Origin of the sequence: Brevundimonas sp. M20, from assembly GCF_006547065.1 — a bacterium.
In the GTDB taxonomy this organism is placed as follows: domain Bacteria; phylum Pseudomonadota; class Alphaproteobacteria; order Caulobacterales; family Caulobacteraceae; genus Brevundimonas.
Map to the genome: position 1 here is coordinate 1425708 of NZ_CP041243.1, position 24453 is coordinate 1450160.

Sequence of the window (24453 nt, forward strand, 5' to 3'; positions counted from 1 at the left end):
CGTTCTCATGTTCCGTCGGTTCGGGAAACGTGGCGCGCTTTCGTTAGTCCCTGTGCCTTTGTTTTTGGTACCCATCGCGTTCGTTGGGATGCTCTTTGCAGCGTGCAACGCAGGTTCCTGCGTATGACGTTTGCTCCGTCTGGAAACCGCCAAGTGACCGATCTCACGACCACAGCCCGTCCGCGCCGCCCGCGCCCCGCGATCGTCACCCTGACGGACGCCGCCGCCGCGCGCGTGATCGAACTGACCGCCGACAAGCCGGTGAAGGGCCTGCGGGTCGGGATCAAGAACGGCGGCTGCGCCGGGCAGGAATACACCTTCGGCTTCGCCGAGGAGGTCGGCCCGCTGGATGAGGTGGTGACCGACAAGGGCGCGACCGTCGTGATCGAAGGCAAGGCGGTGCTGTACCTGATCGGGTCGGAGATCGATTTCGAGACGACCAAGCTGGCGTCGAAATTCGTGTTCCGGAATCCGAACCAGACGGACGCCTGTGGTTGTGGCGAGAGCGTCACCATCACCCCGCTGAAGGCCGACTGACATGATCCGCCTTGAAGGGGTGATCCGTCGCTATCGCAGCGCGGCGGGCGAGCGCGTGGCGCTGGACAGCGCGGATCTGGAGATCGCCAAGGGCGAGGTCTTCGGCGTGGTCGGCCGCTCGGGCGCCGGCAAGTCGACCCTGATCCGCACCATCAACCGTCTGGAGACGCCGGACGCCGGCAAGGTGTTCGTGGACGGGCAGGAGATCACCGCCCTGAACCCGGGCGAGCTGCGCGCCGCGCGCCGCCGGATCGGCATGATCTTCCAGCATTTCAACCTGCTGAACGCCAAGACCATCTTCGACAACGTGGCCTTCCCGCTGCGTCTGGAAGGACGACCCGAGGCCGAGGTGAAGGCCCGCGTGGTCGAGCTGCTGGAGCGGTTGGGCCTTTCGGAACACGCCAGCAAGCATCCGGCCCAACTGTCGGGCGGGCAGAAGCAGCGGGTGGGCATCGCCCGGGCGCTGGCCTGTGGGCCTTCGGTCCTGCTGTGCGACGAGGCGACCAGCGCGCTGGACCCGGAGACGACCGAGGACATTCTGACCCTGCTGGATCAGCTGAACCGGGAACTGGGGCTGACCATCGTTCTGATCACCCACCAGATGGAGGTGGTGCGTCGGGTCTGTGACCGCGTGGCCGTGCTGAAGGACGGCCGTATCGTGGAGCAGGGCGCGACGGCGGATGTCTTCCTGCACCCGCAGCATCCGGTGACGAAGGCCATGCTGGCCGAGGGCGAGGAGGCGTTTGACGCCTCCGTCGTGCCGGCGGGCGCGAAGCTGGCCAGGCTGACCTTCCGCGGCGCCTCGACCTATGAGCCCGAGCTGAGCCGCGTCGCGCGCTCGGTGGGCGTGGACTATTCGATCCTGTCGGGCCGGATCAGCCGTATCCGGGGCGAGCCCTACGGCCAGCTGGTCGTGGCCTTCACCGGCGGCGACGCCGGTGCCGCGATGGCGCAACTGACCGACCGTGGCGTCAGGGTGGAGGCCGCCTGATGTTCGACAATGTCGATTGGGGCGAGATCGCCCGCGCCGGTCTGGACACCCTGCTGATGCTGGGCGGATCGCTTGTGCTGACGGTGGTGCTGGGCGTGCCGTTGGGCGTGCTGCTGTATCTGTCGGGCAAGGGGCGGCTGGCGGCCAATCCGGTGCTGAACGCCGTGCTGTCGTTCGTCGTGAACGTGCTGCGCTCGGTGCCCTTCATCATCCTGCTGATCGTAATGCTGCCGGTGACGGTACTGCTGGTCGGGACGTCGCTGGGCGTGGCCGGGGCCATCCCGCCGCTGGTCGTCGGCGCGGCGCCCTTCTATGCGCGACTGGTCGAGACGGCCCTGCGCGAGGTGGACAAGGGCGTTGTCGAGGCCACGCAGGCCATGGGCGGCTCCACCTTCCAGATCGTGACGCGCGCCCTGCTGCCCGAGGCGCTGCCGGGCGTCATCGCCGGTGCTACCGTCACCGCCATCGCCCTGGTCAGCTACACCGCCATGGCGGGGGTCGTCGGGGCCGGTGGTCTGGGCGACCTGGCCGTGCGTTTCGGCTATCAGCGCTTCCAGACGGACGTCATGGTCGTGACCGTCGTCCTGCTGCTGGTGCTGGTTCAAATCCTTCAGATGATCGGCGACCGTCTGGTCACCGCCGTCTCCCACCGCTGATCGCTCCCCCGGAAGGCTCAAGCCATGATCCGTCGTTCGCTCCTGCTCTCCGCCGCCGCCCTGCTGACGCTCGCTGCCTGTGGCGCGGGGGGTGAGAAACGCGGGGAGGGCGGCGCCCTGATCGTCGGCGCGACCGCCGTGCCGCACGCCGAAATCCTGGAGGTCGTGAAGCCGATCCTCGCCGCCGAGGGCGTGCCGATCGAGATCAAGGTGTTCAACGACTACGTTCAGCCGAACGTGCAGCTGGCCGAAAGCCGGCTGGACGTGAACTACTTCCAGACCAAGCCGTATCTGGACGAATTCAACGCCGCGCGCGGGACCAATCTGATCACGGTGGCGGGCGTGCACGTCGAGCCGCTGGGGCTGTATTCGAAGAAGCATAACGCGCTGGCGGCCCTGCCCAACGGCGCGCAGATCGTGCTGCCGAACGATGCGTCGAACACGGGGCGTTCGCTGCTGCTGCTTCAGGCGGCGGGGCTGATCACCCTGCGGGACGGCCAGAACCCGTTGCAGACGGTGCGCGACATCACCGGCAACCCCAAGGGCTTCGTGTTCCGCGAGGTTGAGGCGGCGACCATCCCGCGCATCCTGCCGCAGGTTGATGCGGCGGTGATCAACACCAACTACGCCCTCGACGCGGGCCTGAAGCCGCGCACCGACGCCCTGTCGCTGGAAGGCGCGGACAGTCCCTACATCAACTATCTGGTGGCCCGCCCTGACAACCAGAACGACCCGCGCGTGCAGGCGCTGGCCCGCGCCCTGCGCAGTCAGGCGGTGAAGGACTTCATCGCGCGGAAGTATGATGGGGCGGTGATTCCGGCGGCTTAGGAGGGATTAGGGACTGGGGATTAGGGATTAGGGATTAGGCGGTTCGACGGTCGCACCGACGGCTGACGTGCGCCCAGACAACCTAATCCCCAGTCCCTAATTCCTGACTTTCCGGGTTTTGTCCGGCGCTTCAACCTGCACCGCCGCTGTGACCGGTGCGCCCGTCGCCTCCGCGATCAGTTCTGCGGTGCGGCCTTCGACGGCGGCCTCCAGCCGGGCGAGGAACTCGTCCTTGGGCAGGCCGACGGGGATGGGGTCGAGGAACTCCAGCGTGGCTGTGCCCGCCGTCTTTTTGAACGCCTCCTGTGACCAGAACAGACCCAGGTTGGTGGCCAGCGGCACGACCGGCATGTTGAAGTCGCGGTACATGTGCCAGACGCCCGAGCGATAGCGGTATTTCTCGCCGATCCTTGCCAGATGGCCCTCCGGGTAGATGAGGATCTTGCGGCCCTCGGCATGGGCGTCGGCGGCGCGGTGTTTCAGGGCGTCGCGGGCTTCACGGCCGCCGCAGCTGTTGACCACGATGGCGCCCAGCTTGCGCAGGACCGTGCCCAGCAGCGGAAACTTCTCCAGATGGTCGCCGGTGACGAAGGCGAGGTCGTGGAAGCGGTCGTAGGTGGCGAAGCCGTCGCCCCAGCTCTGGTGCTTGGAGGCGATGATGAAGGCGCCCTGCGGCAGGCGGTCCTCGCCCCGGTAACGGATACGGATGCCGGCAAGCACACGCATGGCCCAGACCATGCGCCGGACGTAGCGGCGGATGATCCAGCCGGTCGCCTTGCGCCCCGGAGCCAGCGCCGCGACGCTGGCGGCGAGGGTGTAGAGGATGGACAGCGACCAGTAGGCGATCGCGAAGGCGAAGCTGCGCATGGATTTACTATGCCGCGATCTGGCGACGGGCCAAGAGATCAGGCTGCCTGCTCAAGAGCTTCGGCCGAGGTGACGCGGTTCCGGCCCGCCCGCTTGGAGGCGTACAGGGCGCTGTCGGCGCGTTCCAGCAGGCTGGTGTGAGTGTCGCCCGGCTGGCGCACGGCGAAGCCGGCGGAGATGGTCACGGCGCCCAGTTCGTCATTGGTCGAGCGACGACGCAGCGAGCGCGAGGCGATCTCCTTGCGGATAGCCTCCAGCGCGATGGCGACCTGGCGGGCATCCTCGCGCGGGAAGATCAGGGCGAACTCCTCGCCGCCGTAGCGGGCGGCGACGCGGGGCGCCTGACCGAAACGACCGATGACGCTGGCGACATAACGCAGGACCTGATCGCCGGTCTGGTGGCCCCAGGTGTCGTTGAAGCGCTTGAAGTGATCGACATCGAGCACGGCCAGCACCAGCGGTTCGCCGGTGGTCTCGGCCTGTTCGCAGGCGGCGATCAGATGCTCGTCAAAGGCCTTGCGGTTGGCCAGATTGGTCAGGGCGTCGGTCATCGCATCGCGACGGACCTGTTCCAGATGCTCGCGCAGACGCGCGACCTCGCGGGTGGAGGCGTCCAGCTTCTTCTCCAGCGTCTCGTTCTCGCGCTGGATGCGGCGGGTGGCGGTGGTCAGGCCGCCGACGATGGTCTTCAGGGCCGCGCCGTCACCGGCGGTCTCGATGCTGGTGGCGGCCTTGTCCAGCGTCTGGCCGTAGGCGGACTGGGACTTGTGGGCGCGCGAAATGGCGTCGGCGACGCTGGACAGCTCGCGGTCGAGCACGCGACCGGCGTCACGGATTTCCTCGGTCAGGCGGCCGCGCGGCAGGTACTCGGCGGCCAACATGTCGGCCACGGCCTCGGTGAAGGGCTCCCGGGCGCCCAGCATGCGCTGCATCTCGCGACCCAGAGCGCTTTCGGGGTCGCCGAGATAGTGAAGCCAGAGCTCGAAATTGAGCGGGGTCGGCCAGACGCCCGCGGTCTCCATCTCGTCGATCACACGACGCGACAGCCCGTAGGCTTCGGGACTCCGAAGCGTGGTTTCGACCGGCAAGGTCATGCGGAATTCTTCCCCGATGCGTATCGCTCCTGACGAGCGACGCGGGCGAAACGCTAGACCGAAGACAGGTAACGAGGGGTTAAGCGTAACCGCCGTTCGGCGGAAAAGCTCAGCCCCTGATCGTCACCGGACGGCGCAGGAAGGCGGGGATTTCGGCATCACCGAACGGTCGGCCATTGCCTGAGCGGGGCGCCTCCGGAGCGGCGGCTTCGCGCGATTCGGCGTTACGCTCCCGGTCACGACCCCGGCCACGCTCACGGCGCGGCTCGCGCGGGGCGGGCGGCTCAACGGAGGCCTCGGCCTCGACCAGATCGGCGACGGCGGTTTGGGCCACCGGAGCGGCTTCGACCGGAGTGTCCACGGCGGGCTTGGCGCCGCGACGGCTGCGCGTGCGGCGGGCGGGCGCGGCGTCCTCGGCGGCGAGGGGCGCCGGAGCGACTTCGGTCGCGGGCTGTTCGCCGAGGGCCTCGGGCGCGGCATCCTCGTGACGGGGCGCGCGGGCCGGGCGGTCGCCACGGCCGCGGGCGCGCTTTTCGCCGCGACCGCCGTCGCGTCCGCCGTCACGGCGGGGCGCATCCTTGATGGCGGCGAAGTCGATGCCGTCCAGGACCAGTTCTTCCGGGTCCTTCTTGATCAGCTTCAGCACCTTGTCCAACGCCTTGTCGTCGGCCGGGGTGACGATCATGAAAGCCTGCCCCAGCTTGCCGGCCCGACCAGTGCGGCCGATGCGGTGCACATAGTCGTCGGCGTGGTGCGAGACGTCGTAGTTGAAAACGTGGCTGACATCCGGGATGTCGAGGCCGCGCGCGGCGACGTCGGAGGCGACCAGAATCTTCAGTGCGCCCGAACGGAAGTCCGCCAAGGTCTTCATGCGCAGCGACTGGTCCAGATCGCCGTGGATCGGGGCGGCGTCGAAGCCGTGGGTCTTCAGAGACTTGGCGACGATGTCGACTTCCGACTTGCGGTTACAGAAGACGATGCCGTTCTTCACGTCCTCGCGGCCCACCAGGGCGCGCAGGGCGGTGCGTTTGGCCTTGGGGTCCGAGGTCGGGATGCGGACGATATACTGGGTGATGGTGTCGGCGGTCATGGCCGGACGCGAGGCCTCGATCCGGGTCGGATCCTTGAGGAACTGCGTGGTCAGGCGGGTGATTTCCGGCGGCATGGTGGCCGAGAAGAACAGGGTCTGGCGCTTGGGCGGCGTCAGTTTGAAGATTTTCTCGATGTCCGGGATGAAGCCCATGTCCAGCATGCGGTCGGCTTCGTCGATGACCATCAGCTCCACGCCGGTCAGCAGCATCTTGCCGCGCTCGAACAGGTCGATCAGGCGGCCCGGGGTGGCGATCAGCACGTCCACGCCCTTGTTCAGGGCGGCGACCTGGTCGCCCATGGAGACGCCGCCGATCAGCAGCACCCAGTTCAGCTTGGTGCCCTTGGCGTATTTGGCGAAGCTTTCGGCGACCTGGTCCGCCAGTTCGCGGGTCGGGGCCAGCACCAGGGCGCGGGGCATGCGGGCGCGGGCGCGGCCCGACTGCAGCCGGTCGATCAGGGGCAGGGTGAAGGCGGCGGTCTTGCCGGTGCCGGTCTGGGCGATGCCGAGCACGTCGCGCCCGGCGAGGGCCACCGGAATGGCGGCGGCCTGAATGGGGGTGGCGGTCGTATAGCCGGTATCGGCGACCGCTTGCAGGGTCGTGGGCGAGAGGCCCAGTTGCGAAAATTCAGTCATGGGTCCTTGGGACTATGGAAGGACGTCCCGCGCATCGGGTCGTCGTGCGATGTCTCGGAACCGCCCTGTGCCGTGGGCGAGCGGGCGGCGCGAATTCGCCAGTCCTGTCCCGTAACGTTGGCCGCATATAGAAGCCCCTGCGCCATAGTCAACTATTCGTGTCGCGCGGATCGGGGGTTGGCATTGCGTTACAGGCTGTTAATAGTCCGCCCGGGAAGGGTCTTTGAGAGGGTATCCAGCATGCTTCGCACGCTTGCTGCAGCGACGATTGCTGTCGTGTGTCTGGCGGCTACGCCGGGCCAGGCCGACATGAACGCCGCATTCGGCAACACTGTGCTGTCCCGCTATGCGGACGGTGGTTGGGTTAAACATTACTTCGACGCCGACGGGTCCTACCGCTCGCGCTGGTCGGACGGCACGAACCTGACGGGCCGCTGGCGCGTGCAGGGCAGCCGCGTCTGCCTGAACAACATCCGTCCGCGTTTCCTCTGGATCGACAGCTTCTGCCAGGAGATGATCGACGCGGACGTGGGCGACACCTGGCACTCGCGCGACCCGCTGGGCCGCCGTGTCCAGAACGTGCTGGTCGCGGGCCGCCAGTAGGTTCGGCCGACAGTCAGGGCTGAAACATCGAAACGCGGACGCTGAAGGGCGGCCGCGTTTTTTGTTGTTCGCGGTCTCAGTACGGATCGATCGAAATGACGCGCCCGTCAGAGGTGACGCGACAGATGGAGCGGTAGCTGCCGGTCGCCATGGTCATCTCCCACTGGTCCCGTCTCAGGTCCCTGACGCTGATCGGCACGCTGGAGCCTTGCGGACGGCTCTGGAAGTCGTCGGCGCGGCGCGAGCAGGCGTTCTGCGCCTGCCAGGGCGCCTGACGGACCCAGCGGGATTTGGAGTTGCGGCGATTGCCCGCCTCGCCCTCCCCGGCGAGGTAGCCCTCGTGATAGCCCTCGGTCTCGTGCCGGTCGTCGTAGGGAGAGCCATAGAGCCCGGCCTGATAGCCGCAGCGGCCCGGTTCGCCCTCCGCGCGTGACCGGCGCGCGGGCGCCGACCAGATCGGACAGGCGGCCCGGCGTCTTGGCCATGGCCGGGGCTACGGCCGTGAGCGCAAGGGCGGCCGAAAGGCTGATAGCAGCGAAGGATCGTGCGAAGGTCATGACGCTTTCCCTAGATAAGGCCTCCGGGCGCGGCCCGTGGGTCATTGGGGCTACGAACTCGCGCAGTGGGCGAGTCGCGTTCGTTGAACAGCTTTGACGGTTAAGCATCGTTCGGATGGAGGATGGCGCGCGGCTGCTGTCGGGGGATTGATTTCGCTTCTGATCTCAGTCCGCCGCCGCATCTCTCAGGGTGGTGTTTTGGTTAATGACGCAATCTTGAGTGGACGCCCCATCTGTCTCCCGGTCCCATCGGAGGGTACAGCTTGAGGGGGGTAAGATGGCGTGTAACCTGGACGTTTCCGGACAGGCTCCGAACATGGAGACCGGCGTCACAACGGCTCTTACCTCGGCCGGTGAGATCAGGGCCGGCCAACCGGGCGCCGCAGCCGTGCGCGGCGCGGCGACCCTCTATCAGGGTGCGCGGTGGGGGACCGGACTGATCGATACTGTAATGACGCTGCGGAGTTGGTCATCTGAAACCGAGATTACCCAGGCGGTGATCAACGCCTCCAACATGCCGGGCATGGCCGGGCGGTTGATGAATAATATCCCGGTGACCAGCGGGCTGGGTTCGACGTCCAGCGCGCTCGGCGCAGTGAACGATGCCATCAACTGCAATCGCGGCCCTGCGCCGCTTCCTCCGGGAGATGATCCTAACAATCCGAATGGCCCCGGCCCAAATGATCCGAACAATCCTAACGGCCCCGGCCCGGGTGGGCCGGGCGGCGCGTTCGGAACCCCGCCCACCGGTCCGGGCGGCCCCGGCGGCGGGAACGGCGGCGCAGGCGGATCGAACTTCGGCAACGGCGGTCCGGGCATGCCTTGGCGACCGCAGGCGCCGGAGGATCAACCGCCGAAGGATCCGCTGGTTCTTGACCTCGACGGTGACGGTATCGAGCTGGTCGGTCTCGATGCGTCGAACGCATTCTTTGACATCGACAACGACGGGTTCGCCGAACATACCGCTTGGGTCACCGGCGGTGACGGGTTCCTGGTGCGGGACCTCAACGGCAACGGCGCCATCGACTCACTGGCGGAAATGTTCGGCACTGAGGACACCAACGGGTTCGATGTCCTCGCAACATTCGACAGCAACAATGACGGCGTGATCGACGCCAGCGATCCCATCTATGCGACGTTGGGAGTCTGGATTGACGCCAATGGCGACGGCGTCACGGACGCCGGTGAACTCGTCAGTCTGGCCAGCGCCGGCGTCACGGCGATCAATCTCGGCCACACGGCCAGTGGAACGGTCGTCAACGGTTCGATCATCGCCTCCACCGGGAGTTATGCCGGCGCCAATGGTTCGGGTGGCGCCGCTGCGGTGTTTTTCGAGGTGAACCAGACCCTCTCCCGCTACACCCTGCCTACAGGCTTCACCTATCATGCGGATGCCGAAAAGCTGCCGGAGCTGATGGGCTACGGGGACGTGCCTGACCTGCGGGTGTCCATGTCCCTGAACGCCGATCTTCGGGAGGCGGTGATCGATCTCGTCACCAGTTCATCCAGCCTGAGCTACGCTGACCTGAGGGCCGGACTGGTTGATATCCTGCTGGCCTGGACGGGTGCGGATTCGGTTACGCCCGGGTCGAGGGGCGCCAATATTGATGCGGGACATCTGGCCTTGATCGAGGCCTTCTATGGCTTCGACTATCAACTTGCTTTGCCGACCGGGGGCACCACGCCCGACCCGACGCCGGCGGAAGCCATTAGGCTCGAGGCGATCTTCGATGCGATCGTCGGGTTCTACGGCTCGCAGTTCGTAAGTCAGGCTGCGTACGCGGACTTCTTCTTCAATCCTGACCTGGAAACGGCTCTGGCGAACCCGCTCTGGGTTTTCATAGGCGAGAATTTCGATGGAAGTCTGGCCAGCGCCGCGCAACCGCTTCAGGAGCTGGTGGAGTCGATCTACTACATGTCCCTCGGCATCGGTGGGCCGGAGGGAATGGTCGGCGTTCTGGAACAGGTTCTGCCGTGGCTGACTTATAGCCGCGACATCCGGTTCGGGGGGGATCAGCAGGCCTTCGAAGGCGCCCTGAGAGAGGTGATGTCGAGGTATTTCGACAACGAGGCCGTTGAGGAAGTCTGGATCCAGATCATTCGCGGCGCCAACGTTGTGAATCTGGATGCAGGGGATAGTCTGCTTGATGTAACCGGCGGCGCGGATTTCATTAATCTGACCGCAGGCGCCGGAATCGCTTCGGGCGGTCAGGGCGACGACACCTATTATTATTTCGCCTTCGAGGGAGACCTCGCGATCTATGACGGCGGCACCTACTCCCTGAATGATCAGGTGGTCATGGACTGGCTGTTCTCGTGGGATGCGACTCTCAGCCGGTCCGGCGCGAATTTCGAGGATTTGGTCATTACGTTCAGTAGTGGCGAAAGCCTGACGATCATCGATCAGTTTGACCCCGAGGGCTGGGGACGAATCGAGCGCTTTGTCTTCACAGATCTCGTCCTTACGGATTCCCAGATTCGCGCCACCCTGATCGCATCAAGCCAGACCGCCGGTGATGATGTGGTGCGCGGCTTCCACACCAACGACGTCCTTCAGGGCGGTCTGGGCGCCGACCTTCTCATCGGGGGCGCGGGAGACGACACTTACATCTATGAACTCGGCGACGGCCACGATGTGATCGAGGACGGCGGCGTGATCTCCGTAGACACGCTGCAGATGTCGGGCGTGGCTGTGTCTGACGTCGTGTTCGCCCGTGATCCGGGCAACATCAACGACCTCATCCTGTCCTTCTCCGACGGCGGGACTGTTCGGGTTGTCGGTCAATTCGAGAGCAACACCTGGGATCGGATCGAGAACTTTGTGTTCTCGGATGTGACCATGAACGCGGCGCAGCTGAACGTTTATCTGCTGCAGCACGCGGGCACGGCAGGCGATGATTTCATTCAGGGCTTCGCAACCGATGACATCATGCAGGGCGGGCTCGGGGATGATTTCCTGATCGGCGGAGCGGGCAACGACACCTACATCTACGCCCTGGGCGACGGCCACGATGTGATCGATGACGGCGGCGTCATCTCGGTCGATACCCTGCAAATGTCGGGAATCGCGCTGGCCGATGTGTTGTTCACGCGTGATCCGTCGAATGCCGACGACCTCATCCTGACCTTCGCGGACGGAGGGACCGTTCGGATCGACGATCAGTTCCACTCGAATGGCTGGGACCGTATCGAAAACTTCGTTTTCTCGGATGCGACCCTGACCGCGGCCCAGGTCAATGTCCGCCTGCTTCAGCAGGCCGGTACGTCCGGCAATGACGTGATCCGTGGCTTCTCGACTGACGATATCATGGAAGGCGGGGAGGGCGACGATCTTCTGATCGGGGGCGCGGGCAACGATACCTACCTCTATGCCTTGGGCGACGGCCACGATGTGATCGATGACGGCGGCATCATCTCGGTCGACACCCTGCAAATGTCAGGAATCGCACTGGCTGATGTGTTGTTCACGCGTGATCCGGCCAACGCCAATGATCTGATCCTGACCTTCGCGGACGGAGGGACTGTTCGCATCGACGACCAGTTCCACTCGAATGGCTGGGACCGTATCGAGAGCTTCGTGTTTTCGGATGCGACCTTGACCGCAGCCCAGGTCAATGTCCGCCTGCTCCAGCAGGCCGGTACGTCTGGCAATGACGTCATCCATGGCTTCTCGACCGACGACATCCTCCAGGGCGGGCTCGGCAACGACCAGCTGTTCGGCGGTGCCGGAAACGATACCTACATCTACGCGCTCGGAGACGGGCAGGATGTGATCTTCGATAGCGGGATCGGCGGGTTCGATACCCTGACCTTCCTCAATATCGATCTGGCGACCACCACCTTCTCTCGCGCGGCCGATGACGCTGACGACCTGATCATCACCTTCGCCGATGGCGGCAGCGTTCGCGTTGACGAGCAGTTCGACAGCCTCGCCTGGTATCGCATTGAGGCGTTCGACTTCGGCGCGGCCGGCACCTTCAACCACGCGGACATTCTCGGGATGTTGTGACCCCGTCGGGAGCCCTGCCCTTGACGAGGGCGCGGCTCCCGGTCCGCTGCCGCTTAGGGACGGGCATGGGCGCTGTGTGGGCCCGTTACGTCGGTATTGCGTTGCGGGCGCCGAAGGAGCGCCGAGCGCCTGGACCTGACCGGCCGGCTGAACGTCCTGACGGGTGTGTGGCGACGGCGCGACCGAACGATTCCGAACCGGAGCGCCGGTGCGGGAAAAGTTAGCAGGGCGATGTTTTGAAAGTTGGAATGGCTACTCGCCTGGGTGGGCGGGCGCGCCACTTCTTCCTGATCTATATGAGGAAAAAGTGGCGCGAGTGACGGGGCTCGAACCCGCGACCTCCGGCGTGACAGGCCGGCACTCTAACCAACTGAGCTACACCCGCGTTTCCCGGCCGAAGCGCTGGTGCGCCGCGGCGAGGGGCGTCGTTTAGGCGGGCTCGCCGGACACGTCAACAGGTCGTTCGCGGAAAAATTCGGATCAGCGTTTTTCCACTCCCGGACCGGCGACGGCGGCGGCCTCCGGCGGGGCCGACGGACCCGTCAGACCGCCCTCCGCCGGGGTCTGGATCGCCACGGCGGGCGGGGGCGGCTCGTAATGCACGCCGACGCCCGGCCCCAGCGGCAGGTCCAGCGCCACCCAGGCGGCCACCATCAGCAGGCCCGCGACGAGGAAGGCCCCCGCGTAGGGCAGCATGGTCGACATCAGGGAGCCGAGGCCGAATCTGGGATCCCAGCGCTGGGCGAAGGTCAGGATGAGCGGGAAGTAGCTCATCAGGGGCGTGGCGATGTTGGTGACGGAATCGCCCATCCGGTAGGCGGCGGTCGTCATCTCCGGGCTGATTCCCAGCAGCATGAACATCGGCACCACGATGGGGGCCAGCGCCGACCACTTGGCCGAGGCCGAGCCGATGAACAGGTCGAAGAAGCAGGAGACCAGAACGACGGTGATCAGCAGCAGAGGGGTGGGCAGGGCGATGTCCTGCAGGCCCGCCGCCGCGTTGACCGCCAGGATCGGTCCCAGACCCGACCAGTTGAACATCGCGACGAAGTGGGCGGCGAAGAAGGCCAGCACGATATAGGGCGCCAGCTGAGACAGGCCCTCGACCATCATGCGCACCATGTCGCGGTGCGACTTCACCGAGCCCGCGCCCGCGCCGAAGGCGCCGCCCGCGACGAAGAAGGTGATGGCGAAGAAGGCGACCAGCGAGCGATAGAGGGGATTGTACTCCTGCCCCGGCTCGGCCTCGAGATCGACGAAGGGGGAGCCCGGAAGGAAGGTGACGAGGGTCCACAGGGCGATCATGCCCAGGACGGCGAGACCGGCCCAGGCCAGTCCGCGCTTCTCGGGGGCGGTGAGGGGCGTCTTCTCGTCAGCGGCCGGGGCGTCCCTGGCCGAGGCGGGTGTCCACTGGCCGAGACGCGGCTCGATGATCCGGTCTGTCAGGAACCAGACGATGGGGGTGAAGACGACCACGACGCCGACGATGAAGAACCAGTTGCCGGCGATGTTCACCGAATAGGACGGGTCGATCAGGCGCGCGGCGGGCTCGGTGATGCCCAGAATCAGGGCGTCCGAGGCGCCGGGGAAGAGATTGCCCGCATAACCACCCGAGACGGCGGCGAAGCCTGCGGCCAGACCGGCGAGGGGGTGGCGGCCCGCGGCGGCGAAGATGACGGCGGCGAGGGGAATGACGACCACATAGGAGGCGTCCGAGGCGTGGTGGGACATCATGCCCACGATCACGACCACGGGGGTCAGGATCATCTTCGGCGCATTCAGCAGGGCGCCGCGAATGGCGGTGGCGAACAGTCCGGACCGCTCGGCGACCGAGGCGCCGTAGATGATGGTGATCACGATCCCCAGCGGCGGAAACTCCGCCAGGGTCTTGGGCATGCCTATGATCAACCGTTCGAGATTCTCGGCGGAGAGCAGGCTCTGGGCCGCGAGGGTGTCGCCGGTGACCGGATTGACCGCCGACCAGCCGAGGCCGGAGCCGATCAGGCTGAGAACGATCAGGCCGAGGATCAGCCAGAGGAACAGGAAGACGGGGTCGGGAAGGCGATTCCCGATCTTCTCCACGGTGTTCAGAACCCGCGCGCCAATGGCCATTCGCCTCTCCCCTCGACGTTGAAGTTTACGTGGCGCGAGGGGACGCGACGGGGGCTGTCGGCGCAAGGGGAACGACGTGCGACCAACTGTCCGCGAAGCTGCGAACCATTCTCAAGAAAATCCTTTCACAGCATGGGTTTGAACCTCGGGCGATCCGGGTCTAGAAAGCGCCGAATCCGCCCCTCCCTCTGTGGCGGACGAGGTCCCTACGGATGAATGCATTCCTTCTCGAATATCTGCCGATCGTGATCTTTCTCGGGATCGCGGCGGTGATCGGTCTCGTCTTCATGCTGGCCGCCTGGATCATGGCGCCCACGAACCCCGACTCGGAGAAGCTTTCAGCTTACGAGTGCGGGTTCAACGCGTTCGACGACGCGCGCATGAAGTTCGACGTGCGGTTCTATCTGGTGTCGATCCTCTTCATCATCTTCGATCTTGAAGTGGCCTTCCTGTTCCCGTGGGCGGTGTCGATGTTCGACCTTTCGCAAGCGGGCATGGTGTTCGCCTTCTGGTCGATGATGGTCTTCCTCGGCGTTCTGACCGTCGGCTTCATCTACGAATGGAAGAAGGGCGCGCTCGAATGGGAGTGACCACCAACAACGTGCCGCTGATCGGCATGGGCAACTCCGGCGCGTCGCCGGTGGGCCCGGGCGCGTCGTCGCCCGTCGCCTATGGTCTGGGCGCCCGTTCGATGGTCGAGGGCTATGATCCCGCGATCCACGACAAATTCTTCGAGGCGGTGAACACCGAACTGGGTGAGCGCGGCTTCCTGACGACCTCGCTGGACGACGTGATCCAGTGGGCCCGTACCGGCTCGCTGATGTGGATGACGTTCGGTCTGGCCTGCTGCGCCGTCGAGATGATCCAGATGTCGATGCCGCGCTTCGACGTCGAGCGCTTCGGCATGGCCCCGCGCGCCAGCCCGCGTCAGTCGGATCTGATGATCGTCGCCGGCACCCTGACCAACAAGATGGCTCCGGCCCTGCGCAAGGTTTACGACCAGATGCCCGACCCGCGGTACGTGGTGTCGATGGGCAGCTGCGCGAACGGCGGCGGCTATTATCACTACAGCTACAGCGTGGTTCGCGGATGTGACCGGGTGGTTCCGGTGGACGTCTATGTGCCCGGGTGCCCGCCGACGGCGGAGGCGCTGCTGTACGGTCTGCTGCAACTGCAGAAGAAGATCCGTCGCACGGGGACCATCGAACGATGACCTCTCTGGTGAAGCAACAGGCGCTGGAAGCCGCCCTGACGCCGCTGGGCGCGGAGATGGTGGCCGAGCTTGGCGTGCAGGCGCAGCTGGCGTTCGGCGAACTGACGCTGGTGGCCGAGCGCGAGAAGATCGCCGAGGTGCTGTCGGTGCTGAAGGAGCGTTTCGGCTTCCAGCAGCTGATCGACCTGTGCGGCGTGGACTTCCCGGATCGCGTGGAGCGGTTCGAGGTGGTCTATCACCTGCTGTCGCTGACGCGGAACGCGCGCGTGCGGGTCAAGGTGACCACGGACGAGGTCCAGCCGGTGCCGAGCGCCGTGTCGGTCTATCCGAACGCCGACTGGTTCGAGCGCGAGGCGTTCGACATGTACGGCATGCTGTTCTCGGGCCACCCGGACCTGCGTCGCATCCTGACCGACTACGGTTTCCAGGGGCATCCGCTGCGCAAGGACTTCCCGATGACGGGTTATGTCGAGGTGCGGTACGACGAGGAGCAGAAGCGGGTCATCTACGAACCCGTCAAGCTGACCCAGGAGTTCCGCCAGTTCGACTTCCTGTCGCCCTGGGAAGGCGCTGAGTATCCCGCCCCGGTCCTGCCGGGCGACGAGAAGGTGAAGTGATGGCCGAAGGTTCGAGCATTCCGGCTCCGATCGGCGCCACCGACGTCTTCGACGACATGGAAGACGGCCGGACCGCGCACGCCCGCGAGATGGACGACCGCAAGTTCACGATCAATTTCGGCCCGCAACACCCGGCCGCGCACGGCGTGCTGCGTCTGGTGCTGGAGCTGGACGGCGAAATCGTCACCCGTGTCGATCCGCACATCGGTCTGCTGCACCGCGGCACCGAAAAGCTGATGGAGGCGCGGACCTATCTTCAGAACGTGCCGTATCTGGATCGCCTCGACTACGTCGCGCCGATGAACCAGGAACATGCATTCTGCATGGCCATCGAGAAGCTGCTGGGCATCGAGGTGCCTTACCGGGCACAGCTGATCCGCGTGCTGTATTCGGAGATCGGCCGGATCGGGAACCACCTGCTGAACGCGACCATGCAGGCCATGGACGTCGGCGCCCTGACGCCTCCGCTGTGGGGCCATGAAGAGCGCGAGAAGCTGATGGTGTTCTACGAGCGCGCCTGCGGCGCCCGTCTGCACGCCAACTACTTCCGTCCGGGCGGGGTCCATCAGGACCTGCCCAACGCCCTGATCGACGACATCGGGCGCTGGTGCGCCGAGTTCCCGGCGGCCCTGAAGGACATCGAGAGCCTCGTCACCGAGAACCGCATCTTCAAACAGCGCAACGTCGACATCGGCGTGGTGTCCAAGCAGCAGGCCCTGGACTGGGGCTTCACCGGCGTGATGCTGCGCGGCTCGGACATTCCGTGGGACCTGCGCAAGGCCCAGCCGTATGAGTGCTATGCGGAACTCGAGTTCGACATCGCCGTCGGCAAGAACGGCGACTGCTGGGACCGCTACCTCTGCCGCGTCGAGGAGATGAAGCAGTCGGTGCGGATCATGGAGCAGTGCATCCACAAGCTGCGCAACTGCCCCGGCGAGCCGGTCATGCTGGAGGACAACAAGATTGTCCCGCCGCGCCGCGGTGAGATGAAGCGCTCGATGGAAGCGCTGATCCACCACTTCAAGCTCTACACCGAGGGCTTCCGGACGCCGGAAGGCGAAGCCTACGCCGCCGTCGAGGCGCCGAAGGGCGAGTTCGGCATCTATCTGGTGTCGGACGGTACGAACAAACCGTACCGGGTGAAGATCTCGGCGCCCGGCTTCCGTCACCTGCAGGCGATGGACTGGATGAACCGCAACCACCAGCTGGCTGACGTCTCGGCCATCCTGGGCTCGCTCGACATCGTTTTCGGAGAAGTGGACCGATGAGCGTTCGTCGTCTCGCCAAGGAACAGCCTGACTCTTTCGCCTTCTCGAAGGCGACGAAGGCCAAGGCTGAATGGTGGATCAAGAAGTATCCCGAGAACCGTCGCCAGTCGGCGGTGATCCCGGTGCTCTGGCTGGTCCAGAAGCAGGAAGGCTGGGTCTCGGAACCCGCCATCCGCGCCGTAGCCGAACTGCTGGGCATGCCCTTCATCCGGGTGCTGGAGGTCGCGACCTTCTACACCATGTTCATGCTGCAGCCGGTCGGCTCGGCGGCCCTGATCCAGGTGTGCGGCACGACGCCGTGCATGCTGCGCGGCGCCAATGATCTGATGGACGTCTGCAAGAAGAAGATCGGGCCGAAGCAGACGCTGAGCGCCGATGGTCGCTTCACCTGGGAAGAGGTCGAGTGCATGGGCGCCTGCGCCAATGCCCCGATGGCCGCGATCAACGACTACTACTTCGAAGACCTGACGCCGGAAAACATGGCCCAGATCATCGACGACTTCGCCGCCGGCAAGACGCCGAAGCCGGGCTCGCGCGTCGGCCGTCACACCTCGGAGCCCGAGGGCGGCGCGCGCACGCTGACCGATCCGAAGCTGTATGACGGTTCGGCCGCCAAGCCGATCAAGTCGCTGCCGAACAGCAAGCCGGTGACGGCATGAGCCTGCCTGACCTCGACACCGAAGAGGGCCGCGCGGCCTATCGCGCCGAGGTCAAGGCCGTGGGTCGTCCGCTGCGTCTGGGCGGTCTGGTGCTGATCCTGCTCGGCGCCGGCTATGTCATCGCCACGCGCTATGAGGCCCTGCCGGCGATCCAGCCGCTGATGCTGGTCGCCTACGGCTTCGTCGCCGCGGGCTGGGTGCTGTTCCTGGCCGCGACCTACCTGCGTACCCGCTACCACAAGCGCCGTCTGGCGGAAGGACTCTAGGAACCATGGTCGGTATCCTCGAAGACAAGGATCGCATCTTCACCAACCTCTATGGTCTCCAGGACTGGGGCCTTGAGGGCGCGAAGAAGCGCGGCGCGTGGAACGCGACGAAGGACATGCTCGACCTCGGTCGGGACTGGATCATCACCAACGTCAAGAACTCGGGCCTGCGTGGACGCGGCGGCGCCGGCTTCTCGACCGGCCTGAAGTGGTCGTTCATGCCCAAGGAAGTGAAGGATCGTCCTCACTACCTGGTCGTCAACGCCGACGAGTCCGAACCCGCGACCTGCAAGGATCGCGAGATCATGCGCCACGATCCGCAGCTGCTGATCGAAGGCTGTCTGATCGCCAGCTTCGCGATGCAGGCCCACGCCTGCTACATCTACCTGCGCGGCGAGTACGTGCTGGAGCGCGAGCGCATGGAAGCCGCGGTCAAGCAGGCCTATGAGGCCAAGCTGATCGGCAAGGACAACGTCCATGGCTGGGACTTCGACGTCTACATCCACCACGGCGCCGGCGCGTACATCTGCGGCGAAGAGACCGCCCTGCTGGAGTCGCTGGAAGGCAAGAAGGGCCAGCCGCGCCTGAAGCCGCCGTTCCCGGCGGGCGCCGGTCTGTATGGCTGCCCGACGACCGTGAACAACGTCGAGTCCATCGCCGTGGTCGGCACCATCCTGCGCCGGGGCGCGGACTGGTTCGCCAGCTTCGGTCGCCCGAACAACACCGGCACCAAGCTGATGTCGCTGGCCGGACACATCAACACGCCCTGCGTGGTCGAAGAGGCCATGTCGATCCCGCTGCGTCAGCTGATCGAGGATCACGGTGGCGGCGTTCGCGGCGGCTGGGGTAATCTGAAAGCCATCATCCCCGGCGGCGCGTCCTGCCCGGTGATCACCCGTGAGCAGGCCGAAGTCGCCCTGATGGACTTCGACTCGATGCGCGAGCTGCGCTCGTCGCTGGGCACCGCGGGCGTCACGGTGATGGACGAGTCCACGGACATCGTGAAGGCGATCGCCCGCATCAGTTACTTCTTCAAGCACGAGAGCTGCGGCCAGTGCACGCCGTGCCGCGAAGGCACCGGCTGGATGTGGCGCGTGCTGGAGCGGATGGCGGTCGGCGAGGCTGATCCGTCCGAAATCGACATGCTGCTGGAAGTCTCGACCCAGATCGAAGGTCATACGATCTGCGCCCTGGGCGACGCGGCGGCCTGGCCGGTTCAGGGCCTGATCCGTCACTTCCGCCATGAGATCGAGGACCGCATCTCCACCTACCGCAGCCGCCGCGCGAACTTCGCCGGCCATGCGATCGCCGCGGAGTAACGATGCGCCTGACCGCCGTTTCGATGCTGGCCCTTCTGACCCTCGCCGCCTGCGGCGAGCGGACGGACGCGCCTGCCTCGACCCCGGCGGACAAGGTCTCGGCCGAGGCTCCGGTCTCTGACGCGCAGGTCAGCGCGCCTGTCGCCCTGAACGCCGCCGATCTGCGCCGCGTCTGCCGCGCCGGTCTGGCGGCGATCCACGGTCAGGACGTTTCGGCCATGGAGGTCGACGGGCTTGAGGGCGAGGTGGTGAACCTGTCCTGGCGCGCTCCGGTCGACGGTGGACGCCGTCGGGGCCAGTGCCGCGTGGACGGGGACATCGTCGTGTGGAAGCCGGTCGATGCGCCGACGGTGGAGTCCAATCGCTGGATGAACCAGTCCGGCGACCCGGTGTCCCGCTTCGTGCTGGACGGCGACGCCATCACCATCAATACGACCCTGCCGGACGGAACCTCCGCCTCGCAGACGGTCGAACTGGCCGCGGGGCGTTCTTAATGACCGTGGCGAAAGCGTTTTCGGGGGGACTGGCGACATCGCCGGTCCGTAGCTTGTTCAACTGGGGAGTTTGACTATGCGCGGCAAGATTCTGAACTTTGACGAATACACCGGCTCGGGCCTGATCAGCGGCGACGACGGCGGTCGTTACACCTTCACGCGCGGCGGCCTGATGGGCGAGCCGGGCGCGTCGCTGGCCGGTTCGGACGTGGACTTCGAGGTCGCTGACGGCGTGGCCACCAACATCTATGTGACCTCGACCCAACGCGTCGCGTCGAGCAGCGACAAAAACAAGATCGTCGCCGCCCTGCTGGCCTTCTTCCTGGGCACGCTGGGTGTTCACAAATTCTATCTCGGCAAGACCACCGCCGGCATCATCATGCTGGTGTGCGGCACGGTCGGCTGGCTGCTTATCCTGCCGGGCCTGATCAATGCCGTCATCGCCTTCGTCGAATTCATCATCTACCTGATCAAGTCGGACGAGGACTTCCACCGCGACTACGTCGTCGGCAACAAGTCCTGGTTCTGATCCGGTCCGCTCAAGTACAAGAAACGCAGAGGTCGCGGGTAATGCCCATCGCGAAAGTCAACGGCGTAGAGACCGAGTTCGAGCCCGGTATGACCGTGCTCCAGGTCGCCGAGCGCGCCGGGCATGAGATCCCGCGCTTCTGCTATCACGAGCGCCTGTCCATCGCCGGCAACTGCCGGATGTGCCTTGTCGAGGTGAAGCCGGGACCGCCGAAGCCGCAAGCTTCGTGCGCGCTCCCGGCCGCCGAGGGCCAGGAAATCTTCACCGACACGCCGATGGTGAGGAAGGCCCGCGAAGGGGTGATGGAGTTCCTGCTCATCAACCACCCGCTGGACTGCCCGATCTGCGATCAGGGCGGCGAGTGCGACCTGCAGGACCAGGCTGTCGGCTATGGCCGTGACGGCTCGCGCTATGCCGAGAACAAGCGCGCGGTCGAAGAAAAGAACATGGGGCCGACGGTGAAGACCTTCATGACGCGGTGCATCCAGTGCACCCGTTGTGTCCGCTTCATCACCGAGGTGGCGGGTGTTCCCGACATCGGCATGATCTCGCGCGGCGAGGACGCCGAGATCACCACCTATCTGGAAAAGAACATCGACAGCGAGCTGTCGGGCAACGTCAACGACCTGTGCCCGGTGGGCGCCCTGACGCACCGCCCGTGGCAGTACCACTACCGTCCGTGGGAGCTGAAGAAGACCGAGACCATCGACGTCATGGACGCGCTGGGTTCGAACATCCGCGCCGACTTCAAGGGCTCGGAAGTGATGCGCGTGCTGCCGCGCGTGAACGAAGGCATCAATGAGGAGTGGCTGTCGGACGTCAGCCGCTATGCCGTCGACGGTCTGCAACGCCAGCGTCTGGACCGCCCGTATGTCCGTGAGAACGGCCGTCTGCGCGCCGCCTCGTGGGACGAGGCCCTGGGCGTCGTGGCCGCCAAGCTGAACGCGGCGTCGGCGGACCGCATCGGCGTGGTCGCCGGCGACCTGCAGGATGCGGAATCGATGAAGGCGGCGCTGGACCTGTTCCGCGCGCTGGGTTCGGCCAACACCGACTGCCGTCAGGACGGCGCCGCGCTGGGCTACGGTCCGCGTGAAGGCTGGCTGTTCAACAGCGGCCTGCAAGGTATTGAAAACGCTGACGCGATCCTGATCGTCGGCGCCAATCCGCGCACCGAGGCTCCGCTGCTGAACGCCCGCCTGCGCAAGGCTTGGCTGGCCGGCAAGACCGAGATCGGTCTGATCGGCGAACAGGCGGCCCTGACGTTCGACTACAACTGGCTGGGCGCCGGATCGAAGACGCTGGCCAAGCTGCCGAAGGCGGCCGTCGACTTCCTGACCAAGGCCGAGCGTCCGGCGATCATCGTCGGTTCGGGCGCCCTGACCGGCGAGACCGGCCCGGCCGTGCTGAACGCCCTGGGCGCGCTGGCCAGGAAGGTCGGCGTGGTCACCGAAGGCTGGAACGGCTTCAACGTCCTGCACACGGCCGCGTCGCGCGTGGCCGGTCTGGACATGGGCTTCGTCCCGGGCGAGGGCGGCAAGTCCGTCTTCGACATGATCAAGCCGGGCGCGCTGGACGTGCTGTTCCTGCTGGGCGCCGATGAGATCGAACTGGGCGGCTCTGACGCCTTCCGCGTCTATCTGGGTTCGCACGGCGACCGCGGCGCGCACGGCGCGGACGTGATCCTGCCGGGCTCGGCCTATACCGAGAAGTCGGGCCTGTATGTGAACACCGAGGGCCGGGTGCAGATGGCGGAACGCGTCGTCTTCCCGAAGCGACAGGCCAAGGAGGACTGGGCCATCCTGCGCGCCCTGTCGGCCCTGGTCGGGCAGACGCTGCCTTACGATACCCTGGACGCCCTGCGTTCGAAGCTGATGGCGGATCACCCGACCTTCGGCCGCATCGACTACCTGCCGACCCCCGCGTCGTTCGACGTGGCGTCGCTGGGCAGGAAGGGCGATCTGGGCGACGTCGCCTTCGCCTCGCTGGTGCGCGACCCCTATCTGAACAATCCGATCACGCGCGCCAGCGTGACCATGGCCGAGCTGTCCGCCCAGCGGATCGCCCCGGTCGCGATGGCGGCGGAGTAAGGCTCTATGGACTTCTGGACCACTCCTCTCGGCTGGACGCTCGCCACCATCGGCGCGATCCTGCTCGTCACGGTCGGCGTGCTGGTGGCCGTCGCCTTCCTGCTGCTGGCCGACCGCAAGGTCTGGGCCGCCATCCAGATGCGCAAGGGCCCGAACGTCGTCGGTCCCTTCGGCCTGCTTCAGTCCTTCGCGGACATGATCAAATTCGTGCTGAAGGAGATCGTCGTCCCGGCGGGCGCCGACAAGTCGATCTTCCTGCTGGCGCCGATCATCACGGTGATCACGGCCTTCATGGTCTGGGCGGTCATTCCGTTCGCGCCGGGCTGGGTCATTTCGGACCTGAACATCGGCATCCTGTACGTGCTCGCGATCAGCTCACTGGGCGTCTACGGCATCATCATGGGCGGCTGGGCTTCGAACTCGAAGTACCCGTTCCTGGGCGCGCTGCGTTCGGCGGCGCAGATGGTGTCGTATGAAGTGTCCATCGGTCTGGTGATCATCAATGTGATCCTGCTGGCCGGGACGATGAACCTGTCGGGGATCGTCGACGCCCAGCAGGGCGCCATCTGGAACTGGTTCGTGTTCGGCGGCGGCGCCGGGACCTGGCCTACCGTCATCGTGCTGTTCCCGATGATGATCGTCTTCTTCATCTCGGCGCTGGCCGAGACCAACCGCCCGCCGTTCGACTTGCCGGAAGCCGAGTCGGAACTCGTGGCCGGTTATCAGGTGGAGTACAGCTCGACCCCGTACCTGCTCTTCATGATGGGCGAGTACGTGAACATCGTCTTCATGTGCGCGATGATCTCGATCCTGTTCTTCGGCGGCTGGAACCCCGGCCTGCCGCAGGCGTGGCTCGACAGCCTGCCGGCGTGGATCGAGTACTCGATCTACCTGCTGACCTTCTTCGTGAAGATCGTCTTCTGGTTCATCATGTTCGCGCTCGTGAAGGGCTTCGTGCCCCGCTACCGCTATGACCAGCTGATGCGTCTGGGTTGGAAGATCTTCCTGCCGACCTCGCTGCTGGCGGTCATCGTCACCTCGGGCTGGCTGGTGGCCTCGCGTGTTTACGGGTGGGGCGGATGATCCGCGCGCTCGCCCTTTCCGGCCTGATGCTGACGGCTTCGGTCGTCGGCGGCTGCACCTTCCGGCCGATCACGCCGGAAGTCGGCTCGCCCATGGGCGACATGGACCGGGCCGAGCGCGCGCGCGACCGCAATGACCGCAACCACCCGGCCTGTCGGGATGACCGCAGCGAACGCGATGATCAGCCGGACGGCTGTGATCGCGTGGTGAGGAGGGACCGATGATCCGCGTGACCCTGATCGCCCTCGCGGCTGTCACCCTCGGCGCCTGCGCCGGGGAACCCTACGAACCCATGCCGGTGTCGCCCTATCAGTGGCAGCAGCGGCAGGAACGCATCGAGCGTCAGGAGGCCGAGCGCCTTCAGCGTTGCGAGGCGATGGATAAACAGAGCGAGCGTTACGCCCGCGAGTGCCCGCGTACCGGAGGCGCGCAATAATGCTGAACCGTCTCGTCCAGGCTGCGAAGGGGGCGTTGCTGATCGACGTCGTCGGCGCGCTCGGCCTGTCGCTGAAATACATGGCCCGTCCGAAGATGACGGTGAACTATCCGTTCGAGCGGAACCCGCAGTCGCCGCGCTTCCGCGGTGAGCACGCGCTGCGCCGCTATGCGAACGGCGAGGAACGCTGCATCGCCTGCAAGCTGTGCGAGGCCATCTGTCCGGCGCAAGCCATCACCATCGAGGCCGAACCGCGCGCCGACGGCAGCCGCCGCACGACCCGCTACGACATCGACATGGTCAAATGCATCTACTGCGGCCTGTGCCAGGAGGCCTGCCCGGTAGACGCGATCGTCGAAGGTCCGAACTCGGAGTTCACGACCGAGACGCGCGAGGAACTGCTGTACGACAAGGACCGGCTGCTCTCGAACGGGGATCGTTGGGAACGGCTGATCGCCAAGAATCTGGAACTCGACGCGCCTTACCGTTAAGGCGCAGACGC

The 24453-nt window shown here is 65.7% G+C and carries 24 protein-coding genes and 1 tRNA gene; 20 read left to right on the forward strand and 5 right to left on the reverse strand.

All coding sequences use genetic code 11. The annotated features are described in order from the left end of the window. The first annotated feature begins 123 nt into the window (after positions 1-123). From FKQ52_RS06795 to FKQ52_RS06810, 4 genes are read left to right on the forward strand one after another with little or no spacing between them, the layout of a single operon-like run. Complete coding sequence (locus FKQ52_RS06795) at positions 124-537, forward strand: iron-sulfur cluster assembly accessory protein (RefSeq protein ID WP_141626481.1); 414 nt, start codon at positions 124-126, stop codon at positions 535-537. Position 538: 1 nt separating this feature from the next. Continuing rightward, on the forward strand, positions 539-1528 hold the full coding sequence (locus FKQ52_RS06800) for a methionine ABC transporter ATP-binding protein (RefSeq protein WP_141626482.1): 990 nt from the start codon (positions 539-541) through the stop codon (positions 1526-1528). Beyond that, positions 1528-2184, forward strand: coding sequence for a methionine ABC transporter permease (locus FKQ52_RS06805; RefSeq protein WP_141626483.1), 657 nt, complete (start codon positions 1528-1530; stop codon positions 2182-2184). The genes FKQ52_RS06800 and FKQ52_RS06805 overlap by 1 nt, the downstream gene beginning before the upstream one ends. A gap of 24 nt (positions 2185-2208) precedes the next feature. After that, positions 2209-3012, forward strand: coding sequence for a MetQ/NlpA family ABC transporter substrate-binding protein (locus FKQ52_RS06810; RefSeq protein WP_141626484.1), 804 nt, complete (start codon positions 2209-2211; stop codon positions 3010-3012). Positions 3013-3108: 96 nt separating this feature from the next. Here the strand turns inward: FKQ52_RS06810 and FKQ52_RS06815 are convergent, their stop codons facing one another. The 3 genes from FKQ52_RS06815 to FKQ52_RS06825 all read right to left on the reverse strand — a co-directional run bounded on the left by FKQ52_RS06815 (position 3109) and on the right by FKQ52_RS06825 (position 6699). Next, complete coding sequence (locus tag FKQ52_RS06815) at positions 3109-3879, reverse strand: 1-acyl-sn-glycerol-3-phosphate acyltransferase (RefSeq protein WP_141626485.1); 771 nt, start codon at positions 3877-3879, stop codon at positions 3109-3111. A 38-nt stretch (positions 3880-3917) separates the two neighbouring features. Further along, entirely contained in the window at positions 3918-4973 is a 1056-nt protein-coding gene (locus FKQ52_RS06820) for a GGDEF domain-containing protein (protein WP_141626486.1), read from the reverse strand. Between the two features lie 109 nt (positions 4974-5082). Then, on the reverse strand, positions 5083-6699 hold the full coding sequence (locus tag FKQ52_RS06825) for a DEAD/DEAH box helicase (RefSeq protein WP_141626487.1): 1617 nt from the start codon (positions 6697-6699) through the stop codon (positions 5083-5085). A gap of 309 nt (positions 6700-7008) precedes the next feature. Here FKQ52_RS06825 and FKQ52_RS06830 point away from each other — a divergent pair, with 309 nt between their 5' ends. Both FKQ52_RS06830 and FKQ52_RS16525 read left to right on the forward strand, forming a co-directional pair. Continuing rightward, entirely contained in the window at positions 7009-7302 is a 294-nt protein-coding gene (locus FKQ52_RS06830; protein ID WP_240811764.1) for a hypothetical protein, read from the forward strand. Between the two features lie 834 nt (positions 7303-8136). Then, positions 8137-11868 carry a calcium-binding protein gene (locus FKQ52_RS16525; protein WP_205750884.1) on the forward strand — a complete coding sequence of 1244 codons (3732 nt, stop codon included), beginning with the start codon at positions 8137-8139 and terminating at the stop codon, positions 11866-11868. Positions 11869-12176: 308 nt separating this feature from the next. Here the strand turns inward: FKQ52_RS16525 and FKQ52_RS06845 are convergent. Next, positions 12177-12253, reverse strand: a tRNA-Asp gene (locus FKQ52_RS06845). Between the two features lie 95 nt (positions 12254-12348). After that, complete coding sequence (locus FKQ52_RS06850; protein WP_141626491.1) at positions 12349-13980, reverse strand: AbgT family transporter; 1632 nt, start codon at positions 13978-13980, stop codon at positions 12349-12351. 212 nt (positions 13981-14192) lie between these two features. Here FKQ52_RS06850 and FKQ52_RS06855 point away from each other — a divergent pair, with 212 nt between their 5' ends. From FKQ52_RS06855 to nuoI, 14 genes are all read left to right on the forward strand, one after another. Continuing rightward, on the forward strand, positions 14193-14570 hold the full coding sequence (locus FKQ52_RS06855) for an NADH-quinone oxidoreductase subunit A (protein WP_141626492.1): 378 nt from the start codon (positions 14193-14195) through the stop codon (positions 14568-14570). After that, entirely contained in the window at positions 14540-15193 is a 654-nt protein-coding gene (locus FKQ52_RS06860) for an NADH-quinone oxidoreductase subunit B family protein (protein ID WP_370451048.1), read from the forward strand. The genes FKQ52_RS06855 and FKQ52_RS06860 overlap by 31 nt, the downstream gene beginning before the upstream one ends. Positions 15194-15216: 23 nt before the next feature. After that, entirely contained in the window at positions 15217-15810 is a 594-nt protein-coding gene (locus tag FKQ52_RS06865; RefSeq protein ID WP_240811798.1) for an NADH-quinone oxidoreductase subunit C, read from the forward strand. Then, on the forward strand, positions 15810-17078 hold the full coding sequence (locus FKQ52_RS06870) for an NADH-quinone oxidoreductase subunit D (protein WP_141626494.1): 1269 nt from the start codon (positions 15810-15812) through the stop codon (positions 17076-17078). Before FKQ52_RS06865 ends, FKQ52_RS06870 begins: the two co-directional genes overlap by 1 nt. Next, complete coding sequence (gene nuoE, locus FKQ52_RS06875) at positions 17075-17737, forward strand: NADH-quinone oxidoreductase subunit NuoE (RefSeq protein ID WP_141626495.1); 663 nt, start codon at positions 17075-17077, stop codon at positions 17735-17737. The genes FKQ52_RS06870 and nuoE overlap by 4 nt, the downstream gene beginning before the upstream one ends. Beyond that, complete coding sequence (locus tag FKQ52_RS06880; protein ID WP_141626496.1) at positions 17734-18003, forward strand: hypothetical protein; 270 nt, start codon at positions 17734-17736, stop codon at positions 18001-18003. The genes nuoE and FKQ52_RS06880 overlap by 4 nt, the downstream gene beginning before the upstream one ends. 5 nt (positions 18004-18008) lie before the next feature. Next, positions 18009-19322 (forward strand): NADH-quinone oxidoreductase subunit NuoF, encoded by a 1314-nt coding sequence (nuoF, locus tag FKQ52_RS06885; protein WP_141626497.1) that lies wholly within the window; start codon positions 18009-18011, stop codon positions 19320-19322. Positions 19323-19324: 2 nt separating this feature from the next. Beyond that, entirely contained in the window at positions 19325-19816 is a 492-nt protein-coding gene (locus FKQ52_RS06890) for a hypothetical protein (protein ID WP_141626498.1), read from the forward strand. 76 nt (positions 19817-19892) lie between these two features. Continuing rightward, positions 19893-20345, forward strand: coding sequence for a TM2 domain-containing protein (locus tag FKQ52_RS06895; protein WP_141626499.1), 453 nt, complete (start codon positions 19893-19895; stop codon positions 20343-20345). A gap of 41 nt (positions 20346-20386) precedes the next feature. Further along, positions 20387-22432 (forward strand): NADH-quinone oxidoreductase subunit NuoG, encoded by a 2046-nt coding sequence (gene nuoG / locus FKQ52_RS06900; protein ID WP_141626500.1) that lies wholly within the window; start codon positions 20387-20389, stop codon positions 22430-22432. 6 nt (positions 22433-22438) lie between these two features. After that, the gene (gene nuoH, locus FKQ52_RS06905; RefSeq protein ID WP_141626501.1) at positions 22439-23515 is read left to right on the forward strand and encodes an NADH-quinone oxidoreductase subunit NuoH; all 1077 of its coding nucleotides are present in this window, start codon (positions 22439-22441) and stop codon (positions 23513-23515) included. After that, positions 23512-23739, forward strand: a complete 228-nt coding sequence (locus FKQ52_RS06910) for a hypothetical protein (protein ID WP_141626502.1) — start codon at positions 23512-23514, stop codon at positions 23737-23739. Before nuoH ends, FKQ52_RS06910 begins: the two co-directional genes overlap by 4 nt. Beyond that, positions 23736-23951, forward strand: coding sequence for a hypothetical protein (locus tag FKQ52_RS06915; protein WP_141626503.1), 216 nt, complete (start codon positions 23736-23738; stop codon positions 23949-23951). The genes FKQ52_RS06910 and FKQ52_RS06915 overlap by 4 nt, the downstream gene beginning before the upstream one ends. After that, positions 23951-24442 (forward strand): NADH-quinone oxidoreductase subunit NuoI, encoded by a 492-nt coding sequence (gene nuoI / locus FKQ52_RS06920; RefSeq protein ID WP_141626504.1) that lies wholly within the window; start codon positions 23951-23953, stop codon positions 24440-24442. Before FKQ52_RS06915 ends, nuoI begins: the two co-directional genes overlap by 1 nt. Positions 24443-24453: the final 11 nt, after the last annotated feature.

Coding starts and splice junctions, on each gene's coding strand:
- FKQ52_RS06795 (WP_141626481.1), top strand. CDS start 124: ATGACGTTTGCTCCGTCTGGAAACCGCCAAGTGACCGATCTCACGACC.
- FKQ52_RS06800 (WP_141626482.1), top strand. CDS start 539: ATGATCCGCCTTGAAGGGGTGATCCGTCGCTATCGCAGCGCGGCGGGC.
- FKQ52_RS06805 (WP_141626483.1), top strand. CDS start 1,528: ATGTTCGACAATGTCGATTGGGGCGAGATCGCCCGCGCCGGTCTGGAC.
- FKQ52_RS06810 (WP_141626484.1), top strand. CDS start 2,209: ATGATCCGTCGTTCGCTCCTGCTCTCCGCCGCCGCCCTGCTGACGCTC.
- FKQ52_RS06815 (WP_141626485.1), bottom strand. CDS start 3,879: ATGCGCAGCTTCGCCTTCGCGATCGCCTACTGGTCGCTGTCCATCCTC.
- FKQ52_RS06820 (WP_141626486.1), bottom strand. CDS start 4,973: ATGACCTTGCCGGTCGAAACCACGCTTCGGAGTCCCGAAGCCTACGGG.
- FKQ52_RS06825 (WP_141626487.1), bottom strand. CDS start 6,699: ATGACTGAATTTTCGCAACTGGGCCTCTCGCCCACGACCCTGCAAGCG.
- FKQ52_RS06830 (WP_240811764.1), top strand. CDS start 7,009: ATGAACGCCGCATTCGGCAACACTGTGCTGTCCCGCTATGCGGACGGT.
- FKQ52_RS16525 (WP_205750884.1), top strand. CDS start 8,137: ATGGCGTGTAACCTGGACGTTTCCGGACAGGCTCCGAACATGGAGACC.
- FKQ52_RS06850 (WP_141626491.1), bottom strand. CDS start 13,980: ATGGCCATTGGCGCGCGGGTTCTGAACACCGTGGAGAAGATCGGGAAT.
- FKQ52_RS06855 (WP_141626492.1), top strand. CDS start 14,193: ATGAATGCATTCCTTCTCGAATATCTGCCGATCGTGATCTTTCTCGGG.
- FKQ52_RS06860 (WP_370451048.1), top strand. CDS start 14,540: ATGGAAGAAGGGCGCGCTCGAATGGGAGTGACCACCAACAACGTGCCG.
- FKQ52_RS06870 (WP_141626494.1), top strand. CDS start 15,810: ATGGCCGAAGGTTCGAGCATTCCGGCTCCGATCGGCGCCACCGACGTC.
- nuoE (WP_141626495.1), top strand. CDS start 17,075: ATGAGCGTTCGTCGTCTCGCCAAGGAACAGCCTGACTCTTTCGCCTTC.
- FKQ52_RS06880 (WP_141626496.1), top strand. CDS start 17,734: ATGAGCCTGCCTGACCTCGACACCGAAGAGGGCCGCGCGGCCTATCGC.
- nuoF (WP_141626497.1), top strand. CDS start 18,009: ATGGTCGGTATCCTCGAAGACAAGGATCGCATCTTCACCAACCTCTAT.
- FKQ52_RS06890 (WP_141626498.1), top strand. CDS start 19,325: ATGCGCCTGACCGCCGTTTCGATGCTGGCCCTTCTGACCCTCGCCGCC.
- FKQ52_RS06895 (WP_141626499.1), top strand. CDS start 19,893: ATGCGCGGCAAGATTCTGAACTTTGACGAATACACCGGCTCGGGCCTG.
- nuoG (WP_141626500.1), top strand. CDS start 20,387: ATGCCCATCGCGAAAGTCAACGGCGTAGAGACCGAGTTCGAGCCCGGT.
- nuoH (WP_141626501.1), top strand. CDS start 22,439: ATGGACTTCTGGACCACTCCTCTCGGCTGGACGCTCGCCACCATCGGC.
- FKQ52_RS06910 (WP_141626502.1), top strand. CDS start 23,512: ATGATCCGCGCGCTCGCCCTTTCCGGCCTGATGCTGACGGCTTCGGTC.
- FKQ52_RS06915 (WP_141626503.1), top strand. CDS start 23,736: ATGATCCGCGTGACCCTGATCGCCCTCGCGGCTGTCACCCTCGGCGCC.
- nuoI (WP_141626504.1), top strand. CDS start 23,951: ATGCTGAACCGTCTCGTCCAGGCTGCGAAGGGGGCGTTGCTGATCGAC.